This window comes from Mesorhizobium sp. M7A.T.Ca.US.000.02.2.1 (genome assembly GCF_003996995.1).
Lineage (GTDB): Bacteria > Pseudomonadota > Alphaproteobacteria > Rhizobiales > Rhizobiaceae > Mesorhizobium.
In genome coordinates this window covers 1-20,015 of the sequence record NZ_RZTT01000063.1, presented here as the reverse complement: position 1 = coordinate 20,015, position 20,015 = coordinate 1, and the positions used below count along the sequence as shown (strand labels likewise).

The 20,015-nt window shown below is 61.2% G+C and carries 18 protein-coding genes and 2 pseudogenes; 4 read left to right on the top strand and 16 right to left on the bottom strand.

Translation table 11 applies throughout. The features are described from left to right. Window positions 1–207: 207 nt before the first annotated feature. The 5 genes from EOD15_RS36665 to EOD15_RS08860 form a co-directional block, all read right to left on the bottom strand. Complete coding sequence (locus EOD15_RS36665) at window positions 208–648, bottom strand: hypothetical protein (protein WP_245463620.1); 441 nt, start codon at window positions 646–648, stop codon at window positions 208–210. Window positions 649–1,024: 376 nt separating this feature from the next. Beyond that, window positions 1,025–1,933: a LysR family transcriptional regulator gene (locus tag EOD15_RS08875; RefSeq protein ID WP_127322614.1), complete on the bottom strand. Its 909-nt coding sequence runs from the start codon at window positions 1,931–1,933 to the stop codon at window positions 1,025–1,027. Between the two features lie 15 nt (window positions 1,934–1,948). Next, entirely contained in the window at window positions 1,949–2,131 is a 183-nt protein-coding gene (locus EOD15_RS08870) for a hypothetical protein (RefSeq protein WP_127322615.1), read from the bottom strand. Window positions 2,132–2,607: 476 nt separating this feature from the next. Continuing rightward, complete coding sequence (locus EOD15_RS08865; RefSeq protein ID WP_245463618.1) at window positions 2,608–3,036, bottom strand: hypothetical protein; 429 nt, start codon at window positions 3,034–3,036, stop codon at window positions 2,608–2,610. 275 nt (window positions 3,037–3,311) lie between these two features. Then, entirely contained in the window at window positions 3,312–3,500 is a 189-nt protein-coding gene (locus EOD15_RS08860) for a hypothetical protein (RefSeq protein ID WP_127322616.1), read from the bottom strand. Between the two features lie 438 nt (window positions 3,501–3,938). Here EOD15_RS08860 and EOD15_RS08855 point away from each other — a divergent pair, with 438 nt between their 5' ends. Continuing rightward, window positions 3,939–5,663, top strand: a complete 1,725-nt coding sequence (locus EOD15_RS08855) for a hypothetical protein (RefSeq protein WP_127322570.1) — start codon at window positions 3,939–3,941, stop codon at window positions 5,661–5,663. A gap of 227 nt (window positions 5,664–5,890) precedes the next feature. Here the strand turns inward: EOD15_RS08855 and atzF are convergent, their stop codons facing one another. From atzF to EOD15_RS08815, 8 genes are read right to left on the bottom strand one after another with little or no spacing between them, the layout of a single operon-like run. Then, a complete protein-coding gene (gene atzF, locus EOD15_RS08850; protein ID WP_127408423.1) occupies window positions 5,891–7,753 on the bottom strand; it encodes an allophanate hydrolase in 1,863 nt (620 codons plus the stop codon). Then, window positions 7,750–8,100, bottom strand: a complete 351-nt coding sequence (locus EOD15_RS08845) for a cupin domain-containing protein (RefSeq protein WP_127323241.1) — start codon at window positions 8,098–8,100, stop codon at window positions 7,750–7,752. The genes atzF and EOD15_RS08845 overlap by 4 nt, the downstream gene beginning before the upstream one ends. Beyond that, window positions 8,093–8,761 (bottom strand): isochorismatase family cysteine hydrolase, encoded by a 669-nt coding sequence (locus EOD15_RS08840; protein ID WP_127330531.1) that lies wholly within the window; start codon window positions 8,759–8,761, stop codon window positions 8,093–8,095. Before EOD15_RS08840 ends, EOD15_RS08845 begins: the two co-directional genes overlap by 8 nt. Continuing rightward, window positions 8,761–10,284: an ABC transporter ATP-binding protein gene (locus EOD15_RS08835; protein ID WP_127321990.1), complete on the bottom strand. Its 1,524-nt coding sequence runs from the start codon at window positions 10,282–10,284 to the stop codon at window positions 8,761–8,763. The genes EOD15_RS08840 and EOD15_RS08835 overlap by 1 nt, the downstream gene beginning before the upstream one ends. A gap of 10 nt (window positions 10,285–10,294) precedes the next feature. After that, window positions 10,295–10,996, bottom strand: coding sequence for an isochorismatase family cysteine hydrolase (locus EOD15_RS08830; protein ID WP_127321989.1), 702 nt, complete (start codon window positions 10,994–10,996; stop codon window positions 10,295–10,297). Between the two features lie 14 nt (window positions 10,997–11,010). Next, complete coding sequence (locus tag EOD15_RS08825; RefSeq protein ID WP_127321988.1) at window positions 11,011–11,937, bottom strand: ABC transporter permease; 927 nt, start codon at window positions 11,935–11,937, stop codon at window positions 11,011–11,013. Continuing rightward, window positions 11,937–13,067: an ABC transporter permease gene (locus tag EOD15_RS08820; RefSeq protein WP_127321991.1), complete on the bottom strand. Its 1,131-nt coding sequence runs from the start codon at window positions 13,065–13,067 to the stop codon at window positions 11,937–11,939. Before EOD15_RS08820 ends, EOD15_RS08825 begins: the two co-directional genes overlap by 1 nt. A 29-nt stretch (window positions 13,068–13,096) precedes the next feature. Beyond that, window positions 13,097–14,224: a BMP family ABC transporter substrate-binding protein gene (locus tag EOD15_RS08815; protein WP_127321987.1), complete on the bottom strand. Its 1,128-nt coding sequence runs from the start codon at window positions 14,222–14,224 to the stop codon at window positions 13,097–13,099. Between the two features lie 288 nt (window positions 14,225–14,512). Here EOD15_RS08815 and EOD15_RS08810 point away from each other — a divergent pair, with 288 nt between their 5' ends. Both EOD15_RS08810 and EOD15_RS08805 read left to right on the top strand, forming a co-directional pair. Beyond that, window positions 14,513–15,187: a GntR family transcriptional regulator gene (locus EOD15_RS08810; RefSeq protein ID WP_127323185.1), complete on the top strand. Its 675-nt coding sequence runs from the start codon at window positions 14,513–14,515 to the stop codon at window positions 15,185–15,187. Between the two features lie 240 nt (window positions 15,188–15,427). Beyond that, window positions 15,428–16,415 (top strand): annotated as a pseudogene (locus EOD15_RS08805) (IS481 family transposase). Window positions 16,416–16,438: 23 nt separating this feature from the next. On the opposite strand, the gene EOD15_RS08800 reads toward EOD15_RS08805, so the two are convergent. Together EOD15_RS08800 and ectB are read right to left on the bottom strand one after the other, a co-directional pair. Continuing rightward, the gene (locus EOD15_RS08800) at window positions 16,439–17,530 is read right to left on the bottom strand and encodes a uridylate kinase (protein ID WP_127311130.1); all 1,092 of its coding nucleotides are present in this window, start codon (window positions 17,528–17,530) and stop codon (window positions 16,439–16,441) included. A gap of 189 nt (window positions 17,531–17,719) precedes the next feature. Continuing rightward, entirely contained in the window at window positions 17,720–18,994 is a 1,275-nt protein-coding gene (ectB, locus tag EOD15_RS08795; protein ID WP_127311131.1) for a diaminobutyrate--2-oxoglutarate transaminase, read from the bottom strand. A gap of 322 nt (window positions 18,995–19,316) precedes the next feature. Here ectB and EOD15_RS36655 point away from each other — a divergent pair. Next, window positions 19,317–19,581, top strand: a pseudogene (locus tag EOD15_RS36655) (transposase); the annotation flags it as partial. Window positions 19,582–19,614: 33 nt separating this feature from the next. On the opposite strand, the gene EOD15_RS08785 reads toward EOD15_RS36655, so the two are convergent. Continuing rightward, window positions 19,615–20,015: transposase (locus EOD15_RS08785; protein WP_245463617.1), on the bottom strand; the 401-nt coding region annotated here is incomplete at its 5' end.

Below are 20,015 nucleotides of genomic sequence, written 5' to 3'. Positions count from 1 at the left end.
AACCTCCCGTAACCAGCACTTGTTGGGATTGCGTAGAACGTTTGAGAGGTCTGATCATCGGCATCTGAAGTTGCGGGATCTCCATTTGAGCACTGATTCGATAGCCGACCACGCCCTTTCCCGATACCTTGGTCCTCTCCCCGGAAAAGCACAATCTCATATAGCTGGAAGACATGCTGTCTTCCTTGGCCGAAATGATCTCGCCGTTCAGACTTCCAGGTCCGGCTCGGTGTGCGCTCCGGAGAAATCCGGCGAAGGCATCCGGGCAAAGTCCTGCTGTGGCTGACAGTCTGCGTTGTGCTTGTCGGCGGCGTCGGCGCTTTGGCCGCAACGACCTCGCTCGCCGGGGCCGTGATCGCATCGGGCACCGTGGTCGTCGAAAGCAACCCCAAAAAGGTGCAGCACCAGACCGGAGGCAAACGAGGAACTGCGCGAACTCGATGGCAAGGAGGCCGAACTCGTCGAGCGGAAGACAGTGGCGCAGGACCAGCTTGCGCGGACCGAAATCCGCGCTCCCCAGTCAGGACTTGTCCAGGAGCGTGCCGTCCATACGTCGGCGGCGTGATCAGTCCCCGCGAGACCATCATGCTGATTGTTCCTGAACAGGACAGGTTCGTGGTCGACAGGCATGGTCGCGCCCGCCAGCATCGATGACGTCGAACCCGGACAGCCGGTTTCCATGCGCTTCTCCGCGTGCGACGCAAATACGACCCCGGAATGCAAGGGGACCGTGCAGAGAGTCTCAGCCGATCTGATCAAGGACCAACAGCGCAAGATTTCCTATTTCGTGGGAGGACGACGCTCGACGACCAAAAGCATGCCCGCGTGGAAGGCGGCTACAGCCTGGCATGCCTGCGGAGGTCCACATTCAGACAGGCGATCGCAACGTTTGGTCCTACGTGCTGAAGCCTTGTCGGGCCAGGTTCACCGAGCGTTCCGGGAATAGGTCGTCCTTCGATTGCATTCATTTGATAGGATGCAAGATGCCCGGCACTGCTCTTGTTCTGACCCCTAATAGGCGCCATCACGAGACCTCATACTGCTGCGCCAGCGAAGCGGAAAGCTGGTCGGCGAAACGTGCAGCGGCCACCGGTAGGGTGCGGCCCTTGAGTTGGCCGACATAGAGCATGCCAGCGGGCACGTCGCGCAAGTCGAGCGGCCGGGAGATCATGTCACCGGTCATCGTCTGGTGGGATAGGCCAATCGGGAAATGGAAGGTGATGATATCCTCTGAGATAGCGTGGTTGCGCAGGAATTCGAAGCTGTCTGACTGAATCACCGGCTCCAGCTGCAGCGATGACGATTGCGCCCCGATGTCGAGCAGGTAGCGCACACCGTAACTTGATGTGGGAAGCGCGATTGGATAGTCGAGGCAAGCGCGCAAGCGCACCGTCTCGTGAGAAGCCAGCGGATGATGGGGCCGCATAACCGCATGCACCGGCTGGTGCACCCGTATTAGTGTCATGAAGGCAGCCAGCCGGGTTGGCTCGTAGACGATGGCAATGTCGGCCGTGTGATCGACCAAGGCACGCTCGGCCTCCTCCCGGTCGCGCAGGTGCACTCCGAAGGTCACATTCGGATGTTCCTTGCGGTAGAGTGAGATCTGCATCGGCAGATGGTAGGGCAATAGCGCCTGGCTGCAGGCGATCGCCACATGGCCGCGCCGGGCGCCAGCAAGGTCTGCAATCTGCGATTTCACGTGCTCCATATCGGATAACTGGTTGCGCATGTGCTGCACTAGAAGTTCGCCGGCGCTGGACAATCGCACGCCGTGAGGCAGTCGCTCGAAAATGGCAACGCCGAGTTCGGCCTCCATCGCCAATATACGCCGATTGAGCGCCGTCGAGGTTATGGCGAGCAATTCCGCGGCGGCGCGGATCGAACCGGTCTTGGCCACCACATCGATATAGTGAGCGGAGTTCAGGTAACGCATCGGCAGCCCCCGGCATCACCGCTGCAATTCTTGCAGCAGGCTGAACAAAACATAGCACAAGACAGCAGCGCCGTCATCGAGGATAATTAATCCTGTCGAAGAAGCATCTTCAAGCGACATTGATTTTTTAAAGACAATGAAAGATGGAATAATGTTTGTTCCACTTTCTTCAACTAATTCATCGATGGAATGGAGCAATCATGCGCCACATATCAATTGTAATATTAGCTTCTCTCGGTCTTGTCGCCCTTGCAAATGTATCGGCCATCGCCGTCGAACAATGTGGCGACGCAACCGCGTCATCTGGCCTGCCAGGTTATAATCATCAATGTGGTGTGACCTCTAAGGACAGCATCGATGAAAGCGCTCTAGCGGACGTAGGCGAGCATAAAAGCTGCGGTTCGGATTGTGCGCAAGTCTACAGTCTTTGTAATACCAGCAGGGGTAGAGACTGTCGCCAAGAGTACAAAATCTGTTCTTGGAACTGCGTCTTTGGTGCGGCAATGACGATTCGCTAGTAAAGAAAACCCGACATTTGAAATTGCCGGAGTAGGGTACCAACCCGCATACGTGCGCTGGAGATATCGTAGGGCCACACCCTTACGCTGAGGCCCCGGCGCCTGGCCCGCCCATTGAGGTGGCTCCTTGTGTCAAACGCGCCAACACGTTTCGTTTCAAAGGAGGTTAGCAAGCAGGCGCGCGGCTGCACCATGGTAACTAACGCAGACCTGTTTAGCCATCGGTAGCGAACACCAAGCAGTAAGTTCGGCAACGAGAATGTCGTCGTTCCCATTCACCGGCGTGGTGCTAAGTTGTCCCTGCTTGTTCATCATGATCGCTACGGTTCCGTTTGCGCCATAACCGATAGCTGCCATCCTTTGAATGCGAGTGTCGTCCTCGACGCGAATATCGAACAGAACAGAGCCATCAGTCTTTTCCGCGACGTCAGCCACTCGATCGGCAAACGGCCGATTGATATTGGCGAAAGACTGCTCGAACAAAACCAGTTCAACATACTCCGCCTTCATTGCGTGAGAGTGCGCGGCATGACGCGCAGAACCAATAGGCCATGCACGTCTTATCCACACAAAAACGACCGCCACTGAGGGTGGCCTCTTCCACAGAAAACAACATAATCACCACCCAAACACCTTCGCGCGACAACGCGTTTAGGCCAGAGATGGGACGTCCTCTTCATTAGGCCTGGAACCACTGGTTTCAGCGCCAGGGTTTCTCTATTGCGGAAATTGTACCCTGAATCGGCTGCGACATCAGAGCTATCTGGTCCAGCCTCGTTCCCGAGGCCAGCTGGGGCGCAATCAGTCGCAGACAACCGTGGGCGAGATTTGGTTCGGTCAGCGCTGGAATGACGCTGCTGTCACTGTTCCCGCTTTAGAGGAAATGTGGCGTCGCCATCCTTCTCCCCTGATAAAACGCGCGGATTGGCGCTTGAGACACCGTCGTTCTTTCCGCCTTTGTGGTGCTCTTCTGATTGGCCTCGCGCGTCTGCTTCAAGCTCCTTGCCGGGGCGCTTGCCAACTTTCTTGTCGACCGATTTTTCCACCATCAGCCTCTCCTTTGTGAAGCAATGGCAACTCTTCGATCGGCCTGAGGTTCCGGGACAATCGGCCATCGGACCGCTGCCGCCCAAAGGCGATTTCGGTCTTCGCGTCCTCCGACCCTGGGCATTTCAGGTCCGTGGCAAAGTTGGACTTCAACGGCCGACATGAGGCGCATTGGAGTCCGGCAGCTTTGGGGCCGTCTGCTGTCCTTCCGGTTTGGGCGCGATGGGCTAGAAGGCTGGCGTTCCCCTTGCGACCCGAGTCGGTCATGTGATGTGGGCGCCAGAACCCCCAAAGGCGGACGGTCGACAGCCTTTGAGGTGAGCGTAACGAGATTCCGTCAACGGGTGGATGCCGAAAGACGGCACCGACCCGAGATCAGTAGCTTTATCATTTTTTGAATTCTGCGCGGTAAGGTTCCGCGCATGTGGTTGAAGACTTACTTGATCATCACCGGCGTCGGCGCGTTCGTGGCGCTGACAATGCCATGGCTGGTCATCATCGGCAGTTTCCTGATCATCCCGGGGCTCATCCTCGGGTCGATGCCAACGGCCTTCATGTATGGCATCGCTTTCGCGCTGTTCTGCTTGCTGCTTGGAAGTTTCCTTTCAGGCGTTCCTCTGAACGTCATGTCGGGCGCCGCGACGCTGGCACTGTTTTGGACCATCCCCCAGCCAGGCCTCACCTGGGCGAGGGGCATGCTGGCCAGCCTGGAGGAGCCGGACATTCAGTCGAACGCACCGATTGCGCTCAAGGGCGATATTCTCCTCGCCCGCCCGTTCGAGGGCCGTTGCGATGCATTGTGCGCTGCCTTGCTCAAGACCCCGGGCGTAACTTCGGTCCGCGTCCAGACCCTTCGCGGTCAATCCTATACCTATCGCGTCGTGCCGGACTCGACGCCCGGCAAACGAAGCACCGTCATCGGGCATGGCCTGCTGGAAGAGCGCCGCTACGATGCCTCCGATCCGCTCGCCCCTCAGCGCGCGCTGGAAGCCGAATGGAACCTGATGATGTCAGAGGGCAAGGCGCTGCTGCAAAGCGACGACGCCCCCGAACCCGGCTTCACCATCGCTATCGAGCACGGCCCTGCCGCGCTCGACTCCAAGCCCCGATCGGGACGGGTGGATTGGTCGCTCGAACCCTCCGCACCCCACCGCAAGGCGCTCACCATCACCGACGCCGGTGAACAGGTGCTGCTGCGGCAGTCGATCCTGTCGATCTTTGCCCCGGCGGCGCCGTTGCTGATCGGGACTTCGGGCGGGATCGAGAACTTCCGGTTCGGTTGGGCGCGTCTGCGGCTCGGTGACGGAAGGATGTACGCCGAGGTTCCAGTCAACCGGCTGCTGCTCGACCACACCAGCGTTTCGCGCGGCGTGAATATGGAAGCGGCGAAAGCGAGAACGCGCGAGGAACTTGCCAGAGCGCTCGACGATCCGCGTAAGCCGGTGAGCGGTCCCGTGTTCGCGCTCGCCAATCAATGGATGGACTCGTTCCGCGCGAACGACCAGCCGCTCGGCGAAAGCGACCGGCGCCTGCTGGTTCGCGTCTTGGAGGACCCACGGGTGCGATCCCCAGACGGGCTTTGGGCGATCATCAAACAGGTCGATGGCGACTCCGCCGATCTGCGGCGGCTCGCCGCCCGCCGCTACCTCGCGGCCACCGACAAGAAGGAGGCGCGCCACTGGATCAATGCCCTGGCCGGCCTCCCTGTGGGTGCATACACCGATCCTCTGCCCGAAGAGCGCGCGATTCTCGCAGATCCGGAGGTCAGCCGCTTTGCCACCGGCCTGATCAAGCGCCAGGGGGACCGCGGCGTCGATGCCGTGCCCGACCTGTTGCGGCTGCTGCGCGAGTACTCCGTCTACGATCCGGGCAAGTTTGGTTTCAGCGACCTGACCGCGGCTACCGATGCCGTGCGAAGCGGCTTTCGCCGCATTGGCCCTGCGGCCTCTTTCGCGCGGCCTGAGATCGAGCAGCTCTTGGCTTCGCCGGGTCTGAAGTACCGCTACAAGACGCTCGGCCAGGAAGAATGGGACACCCTGCTGGTCGTCCTCGGGAAGCCTGTCGAAACGCTTACCAAGCCGGAAAACCGAAGTGGAACCGACGCGAGGTACCGCGAGCGCGTCGCTCAACGGGCCGCCAAGCCTTACGACCCACGCCGGGATTGATCGCCGAAACGGGACGAAGAATCTTCGCGGGCAGAGCTAGCCGCTTCGTCCTACCGGTCTTTCCGATATTCCATGGTGCGCGACCGTGTGTGGCGGGATCAAATCGAGTAACCCATCGTGTTACTCCTCGGTTTTGATTGGGCACTCGAGAAACGAGAGGTGAAGGCAGAAGCGGGGCCGATAGCGAAACGGCAGCTTCCGGCTTCGCGATCAAGGATATCACAAGTTTAACCGCCGCGGGCGGTGTCGCCACCTGCTCTTGCCTCCGCATATTCCGTTGACGAAGTGTTCAAGCGGGAACGATCTGACAGAAAGCGGCGCCAGCCCCCAAATGACGAGATATCAAAAGCGCCTAGCAAGCCCACGGATTCCACTAGAAAACCTTTGGCGGTGCTGCCATCATCAAGCTCTATATTGCCAATGCCCAAGGGAGACGGGATGGCGGCCACAAAGTGGCCGAATGCGTCGGCAGGTAGCCGCCAAACCTCTACCTCGATCGCAGTGCCGCCGTTTTCAACACGGACCAGTCCCGGCTTGGGCGTGGTCTGGCCCGCGAGCTCATATAGCTTGTATGAAGATGCCGTCCTCATTGCCCGGCAGAACCGGGCACCAGCCTCCTTGAGATGGCCATTGAGCGGCATTCCCGAGAGGTGAGCGCCGACCACCACCAACTCGATAGTGCCATCTTCGACTGATGCGCCGACAGGCTGCGCGCTCGGCTGCCGCCAGCCAGTCGCGCCGAGGGTGAGACTGCTCGCGGCATGGAGATCGCGCGCGACGGATGCTACAAGGCCGTCCGCTCCGGCGGCCGCAAGCAGCGTCACGCTCATCGGCAGCCCGTCGTCGCGCTTGCCGGTCGGCACGGCGATGCCGCACATGTCCAGAAGATTGACGAAATTGGTGTAGGTGCCGAGCCGGCTGTTGGTCTCGACGGGATCGGTGAGCACGGTAGCAGTGGTATAGTGCGTTGGGGCGGTCGGCACGCAGAACAGGTCGACCGAGGCGATGACCGGGGCGAGCTTCGCCTTGTAGGCCTGCAAGGCGTAGAGGCCGCGGAAGGCGTCTGCCGCCGACAGGTTACTGGCGCCGCCGATGATCTTGCGCGTCACCGGATGCAAGGCGGCTTCGTTGGCTTCCATGAAATCGCGGATCGCCGCATAGCGCTCGGCCACCCAGGCACCCTCATAGAGTAGGTTGGCGGTGGCGTAGAAATCGCCGAAGGGGATTTCGACCAGCCGGCAGCCAAGCCGCGACAGAATGGCAAGCGAAGCTTCGAAACCAGTCTGCATGGCCGTATCGCCGAAGAATTTGAGCTCCGCTTTTACAGGCACGCCGACGGTCAGCACCGGTTGGCGCGCGGCGAGCGGCTGGACGGCGATGTCACGCGAATAAGGATCGGCAGCGTCGCGCGCGGCGGCAACGGAGAACACCCTATACGCATCATCGACGGTCAGCGCGAACACCGAGACGCAATCGAGCGTGCGGCAGGCCGGCACGACGCCGGCGGCCGACAACGCGCCGACCGTCGGCTTCAGCCCGACGATGTTGTTGAGGCCGGCCGGAATGCGGCCGGAGCCGGCGGTGTCGGTGCCAAGCGCGAAGGAGACGATGCCGCGCGCCGTCGCCACCGCCGAGCCCGAGGAGGAGCCGCCTGGCACAAGCGCCTCGTCGATGGCATTGCGCGGGATCGGCCAGGGCGTGCGCACGCCGACGAGGCCGGTGGCGAATTGGTCGAGATTGGTCTTGCCGACGACCAGCGCACCGGCCGCTTTCAGCCGCGTCACAACGGTGGCGTCTTTCTCGGGCCAATAGGTGTATTCGGCGCAGGCGGCCGTCGTGGGCATGCCGGCGACGTCGATGTTGTCCTTGACGGCGAAGGGAATGCCCCAGAGCGGCTTTGTCGCCGGGTCGAACGGACCGAGTGCCGCGGCCTGGGCTAGGAAATCCGCCTTGGCGGCGAGATGGATGAAGATGCCCGGGTCGTCGGCCGCTTCGATGCGGGTAAAGATCGTCGCGATCACATCGCCAACGGCGAGGCCTCCCCGATAGGCTGCGTGAAGGCTCGCTATGTCGAAATGGATATCGCTCATTTCGTCTCCTCCAGAATGATCACCGGCAGGTCCCACTGGATCAGCACGACGCAACCGTCCTTCGTCCACACCGAATGCTCGGTGCCGACCGGGTTCATGATGACGCTGCCGGCGGGATAGTCGCCGTTCTCGTCGCTCTGGGTGCCTTCCAGCACGACGATGGTTTCCAGCCCGACATGTCGGTGTCGCGGCACGCTGGCGCCGGACCGGTATTTCAGGATCGCGACCGACGGCTCGACCGGCCCGCCCTTCAGCAGCCAGTGCACGCTGATGCCGTCGCGGAAATATTCGAACGCGAGACCGCGCCAGCCGCCGTCGAGCAGGCCGGCAAAGGCAAAATTAGGCATTGGCAATTCCCTCGAGCACCTGGTCGGTCGTTGCCGTCCAGCCGACGATGGCGCTCTGCGCCCGGATCATGGCTAGTGCCGCCGCCTTGAATTCGGGAAAATAGCTTTCCGTCGCGTCTTCGGCGAGCAGGCACTCATAGCCGCGATCATTGGCCTCGCGCATCGTCGTCTGCACGCAGACCTCGGTGGTGACGCCGGCGAAAACCAGCTGCTGTGCGCCGAGCCGCTTCAGCTCGCCACCGAAGCTGGTCGCGTAGAAGGCGCCCTTGCCGGGCTTTTCGATGACGATCTCGCCCGGCAGCGGCGCAAGCTCGTCGAGGATTGCGGTGCCCGGCTCGCCGACGATCAGCACGCGGCCCATCGGCCCGACATCGCCGATGCGGATCGCCGGATTGCCGCGATTGCGCTTGGCCGGCGGCAGGTCCGACAGGTCGGCGCGGTGGCACTCCATCGTGTGGATCACCGGCAGGCCGGCGGCGCGAAAACCTTCGATCAGTTTCTTCACCGTCGGCACGATCGCGGCCACCCGGCTGACGTCGTTGCCAAGGCTGGCGCCGAAGCCGCCGGGCTCGGCGAAATCGCGCTGCATGTCGATGACGACCAGCGCCATCGTCTGCGGCTTGAAGGAGAAGGCGAACGGCTGCGCATCAATCTCCGCCATCAGTGATGTCCCGCCATATGCTCGCCGATGGTCTGCACGCTCGCTTGCGCGATCGGCGTCTCGTAGACCAGCGCGCCGTCCGACATGACGAAAATGCGGTCGGACAGTTCCAAAAGCTCGTCGAGGTCCTCCGACATCAGCAGCACTGCCGCACCCGCATTGCGCGCCTTCATGATGCGGGCGCGGATTTCGGCCACCGCCGAGAAGTCGAGGCCGAAGCACGGGTTGGAGACGATCAGCAGGTCGACCTCGCCGGTCAGTTCGCGCGCCAGCACGGCGCGCTGCACATTGCCGCCCGACAGCGAGGCGATGGGCGAGGATAGCGAGGCGGTCTTGACCTTGAACTGCTCGACCAGCTTGGCGCTGAACGCGCGTATGGCGCTGGCGCTGATCCAGTTCACCGGCCTGCCGTTGCCGTCGATGTCGAAGGTGCGGAAGGAGATGTTCTCGGCCACCGTCATTTTTGGCGCGCAGGCATTCTTCAGCGGCTCTTCCGGGATGAGCCGCACATTGAGCGCGCGCGCCTCGGCCCGCGTCGCCGCATAGGCGGAGCCTCGTACCAGCACCTCGCCACCGTCGCGCGGCCGCTGGCCGGCCAGGACCTCGAGGAATTCCTTCTGGCCATTGCCGGAAATGCCGGCGATGCCGACGATCTCGCCCGAACGCACGCCGAGATTCTCGATGCGGATCGACTTCAGCCCGGTGCGGTCCGGCGCCTTCAGCGATTTGACTTTGAGCACGATCTCGGCATCGGGTTTCGGCGCCGCGCGACTGTCGAGCGCGGCGATCGGCTGGTCGCCGATCATCATCGCCGCCATCGCCTTGTGGTCGAGGTCGGCGACGCGGCCGGTTCCCGTCAGCCTGCCCTTGCGCAGCACGCTGACATCGTCGGCGAAGGCGGTGACCTCATGGAATTTGTGCGAAATCATCAGCACGGTGAGGTCGCCGGCCTTGGTCATGTCGCGCACCAGCCCCAGCACCTCCTGCGCCTCACCGGGCGTCAGCACCGAGGTTGGCTCGTCCAGCACTAGAAAGCTGCGGCCAAGATAGAGCTGCTTGATGATTTCGAGCTTCTGCTTTTCGCCGGCGGCGAGTTCCGCCACCTTAACGTCGAGCGGCAGCTTGAACGGCATGCGCTCCATGAACACGGCAAGGTCGGCTCGTTCCCTACGCCAATCGATAATGCCCGGAACCTTCTCGCGCGAGATGACGAGGTTTTCCGCACCGGTCAGCGACGGCACCAGCGTAAAATGCTGATAGACCATACCGAGCCCGAGCGCCGAGGCGTCGCGCGGACTAGCGATCGCCACCTCGCGGCCATCGACCAGCAGGTCGCCTGATGTCGGGTGATAAAAACCCATCATGCATTTGACCAGCGTCGACTTGCCGGCGCCGTTCTCGCCGAGCAGCGCGTGGAAGGAGCCCGCCGGCACCTTCACCGACACGGCATCCAGCGCCGTGAAGGCGCCGAAGCGCATGGTCATGCCGATGGTCTCGACGCCGACCGCTTTCCTGTCATTCATCGCGGCCTCCTCATGGCAACTGCGCGACAAGCGCCTTGGAATTCGACACCGTGCCGAAAACGCCGCCCTGCATCTTGATCATCTTGATCGCCGCCAGATGGTTGTCGTAGTCGGTCGCCCCGCAGCAATCCTCCAGCATCATGCATTCATAGCCGCGGTCGTTGGCCTCGCGCATGGTGGTGTGCACGCAGACATCCGTGGTGATGCCGGTCAGCACGATGTTCTCGATGCCGCGCTGATTGAGGATGAGCTCCAGGTCGGTGGCGCAGAACGAGCCCTTGCCGGGCTTATCGATGATCGGCTCGCCCTCGGTCGGGTAAAGGTCGGGGATGATGTCCCAGCCCGGCTCGCCGCGCACCAGGATGCGCCCGCACGGGCCAGGGTCGCCGATGCCGGCATTGATGCGGCGCGAGCGCCAGCGCTTGTTGGCCGGCAGGTCGGCGAGATCGGGCCTGTGCCCCTCGCGCGTGTGGATGATGGTGTAGCCCTTGGCTCGCATCGTCGACAGCACCAACTTGATCGGCTCGATCGGTGCGCGCACCAGCGACAGATCGTAGCCCATATGGTCGACATAGCCGCCCGGCCCGCAGAAATCGGTCTGCATGTCGATGATGATCAGCGCCGTGTTGTCGGGCCGCAGGTCGCCATTGTAGGGCCAAGGATAAGGCTCGGCGTCGATCGTATGCTGAGTGACTTCGGCTCTGGCGTTCATCGGCAAAACTCCAGTCATTTGGTGATCGACAATTCGCCCGGCGCGCCCGCAAGCGTTCGTGTCGGCGACGAGGTGGCGATCATGATGATGAGGGTGAGGATGTAGGGAGCGGCGTAGAACATGTAGTAGCCCTGCGTGACGCCGACCGATTGAAGCGCCGGGCCGAGAGCTCCCGCCCCGCCGAACAAAAGCGCTGCAGCAAAGCAGCCGAGCGGGTTCCAGCGCGCGAAGATGACCAGCGCCACCGCCATCAGGCCCTGGCCCGACGAGATGCGTTCGGTCCAGCTGCCGGGATAGTAGAGCGACAGGTAGGCGCCGCCAATGCCGGCCAGCGCGCCACCGACACCGGTGGCGAGCAGCCGCACCGTATCGGGGTTGAGGCCCATGGCGCGTGCCGCGTCCGAACTGTCGCCGACGACGCGCACGATGAGGCCGGCGCGGGTGTTGCGGAACGCCCACCACAGGATGACCGACAGCACCGCGCCGATCAGGAACAGCACGTTGACGTCGAGTGCGGCTTGCACCTGCGGAATGTCGGACCAGCCGCCGAAGGGAATGGCCGGCAGATTGGGCGCCTTCGGCTTGATAAACGGCTTGCCGAAGAAGAAGGCGAGACCCGAGCCGAACAGCATCAGCGCGATGCCGACGGCGATGTCGTTGACTTTCGGGAATCTGCAGATCCAGCCATGGAACAGGCCGAAGCACAGGCCGGCGAAGGCGGCGGCGATGAGGCCGAGCCATGGCGAGCCCGTCATCACCGCCACCGCATAGGCGGTCATCGCACCGAAGACCAGCGTGCCTTCGAGCCCCAGATTGATGCGACCCGAACGCTCGGTGATCGCCTCGCCCAGCGAGACGAAGATGAAGGGCGTCGACACGCGGATGGCGCCGCCGAGCACGGCCAGCGGCACGCCCCAGAGGCCGATCTCGGTCGCGTCCATCAGGCGGCTCCCTTCACGAGATCGGGTCTTTTCCAAAGATCGGGATTGAAGGCCTTGAAGCGGCCGTAGAGGGTTTCGCTGAACAGGATGACGATGAAGATCATGCCTTGCAGCACCACCACCGTGGCGTCGGGCAGGTCCATGCGGCGCTGTATCAGCCCGCCCGAGGCGTCGATGCCGCCAAGCAGGATGGCGAACGGAATGATGGCCAGCGGATTGTGGCGGGCCAGGAAGGCGACAAGGATGCCGGTGTAACCATAGCCGGCCGAAAGCGAGGCGTTGGCGCTCCCCTGCACGGCGGCGACCTCCAGCATGCCGGCAAGCCCGGCAAAGCCGCCAGCGAGCGCGGTGAAGCCGACGATCAGCGGCCCGACGGCCAGCCCCTGTACCTGTGCTGCCCGCACATTGCCGCCGGCGATGCGCGCGGCAAAACCCCAGCGGGTCTTTTCGATGAGCAACCAGGAGAGGATGCAGGCGACGACACCGACAACCAGCCCCCAATGCACGTCCATGCCCGGAATGTTGCCGATGCGGTAGATGTCCGCCAGCGGCTGCGTTGACGGCTTGTTGAGCGAGGCCGGGTCGCGCAACGGCCCTTCCACCAGCTGGTTCATCAGCGCGATGGCGATGTAGGCCATCAGCAGGCTGGAAATGGTTTCGTTGACGGCCCGGTAATGGCGCAGCGCGCCGACGGCACCGATCCAGATGCCGCCGGCGGCCATGCCCGCCACGCCCATGGCAAGAATGACGATTGACGATGGCCCGCCGCTGAGCGCAGTGCCGGCTGCCGCAGCGGCGACGCCGCCGAGCACGATTGCACCCTCGCCGCCGATGACGACGAGGCCGAGCCGGGCCGGCAGGGCCACGCAGAGCGCGGCCAGCAGCAGGGGAGCGGCGCGCGACAGCGAGTTCTGGACCGAGAACCAGGATCCGAAGCCGCCGCGCCACATGGTCTCGTAGAGCAGGATCGGCGACTTGCCGACGAGCACAATGAACAGGCTGAACAGCGCCATGCCGACGATCAGCGCCGCGAGCGGAATGACCAAAGCCTCCGCCCGCCGCGCAATCCATTCCACCGCCGCCGAATAGGCCTTGGCGCTGAAGAGTGCCGGCATGCCGGCCCCTGTCATCGTGTCCGTCATCGCCCCACCCCCTCAGATCAGGCGGTCGAACCGACGACGCCCTCGACCAGATAATCCATGCTTTCGAGCTCGATCGCGGTCTCCGGGAATGCTTGGCTCGCGGTGGCGACGACAGCCCCCTTGTTGCTCTTCAGCGGTCCCTTGATGACGGCGAAGCCGCCGTTCATCATTTCGGCCAGCGTGGCGTCGAACTGCTTGCGCGCCGGCTCGCCGACGGCGGGACCGAGCGGGCTCATCTTGACGAAGCCGTCGGCCAAGCCACCGCGCGTGAAGTTGGGCAGTGGCGTGCCGGCGATGAGGTCGTCGACGAACATCTTGTAGACCTTGGCCCAGTTCCACTCGGCCCCGGTGAGGTATTTTTCCGGCGCCAGCGGGCTCTGGTTGGCGTGATAGCCGCACACGAAGGCCCCACGGCCGGCGGTCGTCTCGACCACCACTTTCGGGCTATCGACATGGCAGCTAATAACGTCGGCGCCCTGGTCGACCAGTGCGTTGGTGGCTTCCGCTTCCTTGACCGCCAGCGACCATTCGCCGGTGAAAATGACCTGGCAAGTGATGGTCGGATCAACCGAGCGCGCGCCGAGCAGGAAGGAATTGATGTTGAGCAGCACCTGCGGGATCGGCTTGGCGGCGACGAAGCCGAGCTTCTTCGTCTTGGAGGTGTGGCCGGCGACAACGCCGTTGAGATACTGGCCCATGCCGATATAGCCGAAATAGGAGCCGGCATTCATCGGGTGCTTGGCCTTGTCCCACATGCCACCGCAATGGCGGAACTGCACGTCGGGGAATTTCGTGCACATGGCCAGCATGTGGGGGTCGAAATAGCCGAACGAGGTCGGGAAGATCAGCGAGGCGCCGTCGAGATTGATCATCGATTCCATCGTCTTCTGGACGTCGACCGTCTCCGGCACGTTCTCCTCCTCGACGATGGAGATGCCCTCGATACCCTTCAACGCCGCCGCACCTTCGGCATGCGCCTGGTTGTAGCCGTAGTCGTCCTTCGGCCCGACATAGATGAAGCCGACGGTGGCGGCAGCGGCAAAGGCCCTGCTGATGGGGAAGGCAGCGGACGCAAGCCCGAGTGCGGCTCCAGCGGCGGAGGTCTTGAGTAGCTCGCGGCGGTTAAGCGTGAATCTCGCGGTCATTGTGAATGCTCCCCTGTAGGACCCTTTCCGGGCCGGTTAACATGCCGTCAACAAAGTGCATGCAATCGCCATGCCAGTTTCTTTGGCGAAATTAATGAATGGAATCAATCGTACCTTTAAAAGACAATGCTTATGTAGTGGGCAATTGCATGCACTTCTTGCCTTGAAAACAGCCAATTTGACAGGCAGATTAAAATAGAGGCATACAGGGGTATGTTGAGTCGATTGCCGCTGCGTCGACCCTCCACAAGAAGACGGGGCGGAGGAGATTTGTCGGGGAAGCGCAACTTGATCAGGTCGGGCAAGACCGTGGATCAGATGGTGAGGGCGATCGGGGACCGGATCGTCACCGGCTACCTGCGCCCCGGCGAAAAGCTCGACGAGACCTCCCTCGCCGCCCGCTTCGACGTATCACGCACCCCGGTCAGGGAGGCGCTCGGCCACCTCAGCGCCATGGGGCTGGTCGAAAGGCGGCCCAACCGGGGTGCTATCGTGGCTGTCGTGACGCAAGAGCATCTCGCCTCGATGTTCGAGAGCATGGCCGAACTGGAGGCGATCTGCGCGCGCTTCTCGGCCGAGCGCATGACCAGTGCCGAGCGCCGCTCGCTCGAGATCGAGCATCAGGCTTCGGCGCGGATGGTGCAACTGGGCGCCGAGGAGGACTACGAGTATTTCAATACCGAGTTCCACACCCGGCTCTATCGTGGTGCCCACAACCCGCATATCCACGATCTCACCGTGATGACCCGCAGCCGGTTGGCACCCTTCCGGCGCGCTCAGTTCATGCTGCCCGGACGGTTGGCCAAATCCTGGCAGGAACACGAGCTAATCGTCACCGCAATCATGCGCGGAGACGGCGCTGCTGCGGGCAAGGCCGCCAGAGATCATGTCTCTATCGTCAGCGAGGCGAGCGCGGTGTTCGCGGCTGATGGCGGCAAGCCAGTTCGGCGGGACGTGGCCTGAAAATTCCGAACATCCCGAATCTCGGGACGATGTCTGCTTCCAGGCGGCGCACAGTATCGCGCAACGGCTGATATGAGGCGCTACGCTGCTCGGCGGCAAGGCTTTGAAGCAGCATGGTCAACCAGACCGATATACGTGCCCCAGTTGGTATTCTACGTCGAGGCGTGAGCGATGAGGGACTAGATGTTTGATCCCAGATTTTGATGGGCATCCCCTGTCCTCCGAATCAAGGGATGCGCTATGGGCCAGGTTCTTCATGGGAGCGCCACGACGACAGAGGCGGTCCGTCGAGCGATACAGCAAAGAGAGCCTGAGGGCGCTGGCGAAGCGCTACGGGGTCAACCAAAAGACTGTTGCCAAATGGCGGGAACGGACCTCGGTGGCAGATTTGCCGACCGGTCCGAGAGAGCCTAGATCGACAGTGCTCTTGCCCGAGGAGGAGGCCGTCATAGTCGCCTTCCGGCGCTACACTCTGTTGCCACTCGATGACTGCCTCTATGCCTTACAACCGACGATCCCACACCTGACGCGCTCATCACTGCATCGCTGCCTGCAGCGCCACGGCATCAGCCGCCTGCCGGACGTAGAAGGCGACAAGCCGGTGAAGAAGAAGTTCAAGAGCTATCCGATCGGCTACTTCCACATCGACGTCGCCGAGGTGCGCACAGAACAGGGCAAGCTGCACATGTTCGTCGCTATCGACCGCACCTCGAAATTCGCCTTCGTCGAACTGCATGAGAAGGCCACCACCGCCATATCGAGAGACTTCCTACTGCGCCTGATCGCGGCCGTGTCCTACAAGGTCCACACTGTCCTCACCGACAACGGTATCCAGTTCACGACGCCCGGCGCCGGCGGTTCGGCCGTGCCATTGATCAAGGAGGCCATCGCAAACGGCGAACGCTTCTGGGCCCATGCCTTCGAATACGCTTGCGCCACGAACGACATCGAACACCGAACGACCAAGGCAAGGCATCCGTGGACCAACGGCCAGGTCGAGAGGATGAACCGGACTATCAAGGATGCAACCGTCAGGCGTTTCTATTACGAGAGCCACGACCAACTCCGCCAGCACCTTGCCGACTTCATCTCGGCCTACAACTTCGGTCGCAGGCTCAAGACCCTCAAAGGCCTTACGCCCTACGAGTTCATCTGCAAGGCGTGGGCATCACAACCGGAACGCTTCAAACTCGATCCGCTCCAGCAAATGCCGGGACTAAACATATAGGCTGGAGGGCTGCCCAGCCATTCTCACCGAGAGGGTGCGCCAACGGCTGCAGGATACATTCGTTCGTGGATTTGGCGTGCCAAGGCAACGGCCCGGTCATAATCGCCGACCACGTGGACGCGCAACACGGAAGAATCGAGTTCCGTCACCACGTTTTTTGAACCAATGAACACCGGGACAGTGTCCGACAGTGCGACAAGTCGAAGGGCAAAATCGATATCGCTTACAATGCATATCACTACCCCGTGGCCGTCCTCCACGCGGATCGCGTTGATGTCGTGTCGAGCAAGAAGCGCGCAAAGTTTGTCGCATTCTTCAAGGGTGGCACACGAAAACACCGGGATCTCACGAGCTACGGTCACAGAGCGGGCGTTCCCATGGCCAGTCACGATCGTACCGGTGATGACGCCGTCGCTGGTCAGCGATTTGCAAACAATGGTGACGTTGTGCGTTTCGGCGTAATGCACCGCCCTGTGGTGCAGTACCTTCGCACCATGTCCCGACATCTGTAGCATCGCGGGATAAGAAATCTCCGGAATCAGTTGTGCTCCTGCGACCAAGTAAGGGTCTGCCGTATAGACGCCTGGAACATCCGAGTAGATTTCGCAAGTGTGCTCTCCCAACATGGACGCAATTGCGATAGCTGACAGGTCAGAGCTGTTTCTGCCGAGAAACGTTAACCGACCGGACTGATCAATTGCCTGGGCACCCGCGGCAACAACGACGTCATGCTCCTGCAGTGCTGCCAGGATTGGCGTGGGGTCCACGCTTTTGATAGACGCGCGACCGAAATCCGAATTCGTACGTATTCCAAGGGAATATCCGTTCAAAGATATGGCTGGAATACTCAGCCGGCTGATGGCAGCCTCCAAAAGGGAGGCACTGAGCATCTCTCCGGTCGCAAGTGCCCCATCGAGATTTGATGGCGATGCTTGCTTGTTGACGTCGAGCATTACCGCTTTCAAGTTGCAAGTGGTGCCTGACATCGCGCTGACCACGGCAACGATTTTGTGTTCGCCAGCCGCCAGTCGGTCGGCCAGATGCCCAGCAATTCGCCCGTAGTCCTTGGGATGCAGAAAAGAAGAGCCCCCGAATTTCAGAATCGTCGCATTCATGTTCCACCAATCACGTTGTCGGCAATCTGCAAAGCTGTAAGGTCAGAGATGCTTGATCGGCACGGCACAACATTGGGAAGGGCTCAACGGGGCGGACGGTCGACCCCGGAGCGTGATCCTGTCCATCGTCGATTCCGCTGCAGCGGAAAAGAAAATCACCCCACTGTCTATGCATACAGCCTCGACTGATTAGACGCTTGCGTGCACAGAACTGTCCAATATGTCGAGACCGCGTTGAAGCGTCTCCCCATCGATCGTCAAAGGGGGAAGAAGCTTGACAACCTGGTCCTCCGCGCCGCATCGCTCTACCACCAGCCCACTTTCAAAGGCCCTGTGCACGATTTTCTCGGCCAGTTTGCCTGTATTGCAATCGATCCCGAGCATCATGCCCCTTCCGCGCACGGAAAGGCTAGGATCGCCGCTACTTTGAGCAATCTGCTGAAGGCGCTTGTTGAGAATTCGCCCTGTTTCCGTAACGCCGTGAGACAGCTTTTCATCCGTCCAATATTTTCGTAACGCAGAAGCCCCAGTCACAAGCGCGAGATTGTTGCCTCTGAATGTTCCATTGTGTTCGCCGGGCTGCCAAACGTCTATTTCAGGTTTGAGCAGCAAAAGGGATAGCGGCAGTCCACAGCCGCTGAGAGACTTTGACAAAACAATTATATCTGGCGATAAATCGGCAAATTCGAAACTGAAGAAACTACCTGTTCGTCCGCAACCTGCCTGAATGTCATCAACAATCAGAAGGACGCCGTTCCTTCGGCAAAGTAGCTCGAGCGACTGCAGCCAAATCTTGCTCGCAGGATTTATGCCTCCCTCGCCTTGGACTGTTTCCAGAATGATGGCAGCAGGAAGATCGACACCACTGCTTGCATCAGCAAGCACCTTGCCCAGATATTCCGAAGTGTCCTGATCGGCTCCCCAATAGCCGTCATAAGGCATGAACACTGCACCGACTAGCGTTAATCCTGCCGCACCCCGGTGGGTTCGATTACCCGTTACCGCAAGCGCGCCCAAGCTCACTCCATGAAAGCCGTTGGTGAATGAAATTACAGTTTGCCGACCCGTGGCCTTCCGTGCGAGCTTTAACGCCGCTTCCACGGCATTGGCCCCGGTAGGGCCGGGAAACTGAAATTTGTATGTCATGTCACGTGGACGTAATATTGTGGCGTCAAAATACTCCATAAACTCTCTTTTTGCAGAAGTAGCCATGTCTAACCCATGAATAATTCCGCCTGACTCCAGGTATTTCTTTGCGTCATTCAGAAAATCCGAATCATTGTGACCGTAGTTGAGGACGCCCGCGCCGGAGAGAAAATCGATAAACTCTGAGCCATTCTCGTCCTCGAGAATGGCTCCCGCAGCTTTCCTGAACACAACAGGAAACGTTCGAGAATACGCTCGCACGTTCGATTCGAGGGTTTCGAAGGCAAGTAAGGAGTTTGGGGTATTCTCTTCAAGCATAGTCTTTCCTCGACCAAATGATGGCGCGATAGCATCGAAACTGGAATCAAAATGGCTTCGTAGAGTTATAGACGGCAAGCTCGACCAGTGTCGCCTACCTAGAATGGTAGGATCGTCACAAACACATTGGAGAGATGTTGGATCGTCCAGCCAAGGCCGAGGCTGAAACCCAACTAGAGAGTCAACGTGAACTGGCGACCAGCACGCACTCGGTCCAGTCCCCAGCGATATCGGTCAGAACCATCTCGGCAGAAAGCTACCAGACGAGGGGGACTGCCGAAGGGTGCGGCGTCCCCAGCCCAGAACGTGCTACAAGGGCTAGTGCCACCTGCCGCTCTACGTCTTCTGCGGCCGGCATCTGCTGGCGGCAAAGCTCAGGCGTTCCAACATTCACGCCAGCAAGGGAGCGTCGAGGAGGTTGCGCGGATCGTGAGGCAAATCCGCAAGTCGTGGCCCCGAGGTCCGCGCCATCCTGCGCCGATCCCGGCTTGCCCGCGAGGCGCTGATGGCCTGGTGCGAGCAAAACCGCGTCGACTGTCTTCGGGGTCGCCCGCAACGAGCGGCTTGTAACGAAGATCGCCCCCGCCTGGCGGAAGCCTGCCGGGGTCCAAGGCAAGTGGTCAGGTGACCTGCCACTGAACTTTCATCGTGACGATTAGAGCCTCGACCGTTTCTGTTACGCCGTATCGCGCGGTTTGAGCAACCGGCGGAGACGCGAAGCCTTCATTGAGCGCAGCGTGGGAGCCGGTTGCGGCTAGGGTTCCGGCGAAGGCCACCGGGGTCTGGTAGCCGAGCGAGGAATGCGGCCTCGCGGTGTTGAAGTCCTGCCTCCATTCGGCAATGGCACTGCGGGCGTGGTCAAGGCCGAAGAACAGGCTCTCGTTCAACAGCTCGTCGCGCAGTCGGCCGTTGAAGCTCTCGATGAAGCCATTATCCGGCATGATGTTCTTGGTGCCATCGTTTGTTCGGTTGTCAGGTTCGTTAAGCTTGGCGCATCCGGGCCACGGGGCACCGGGAGCAC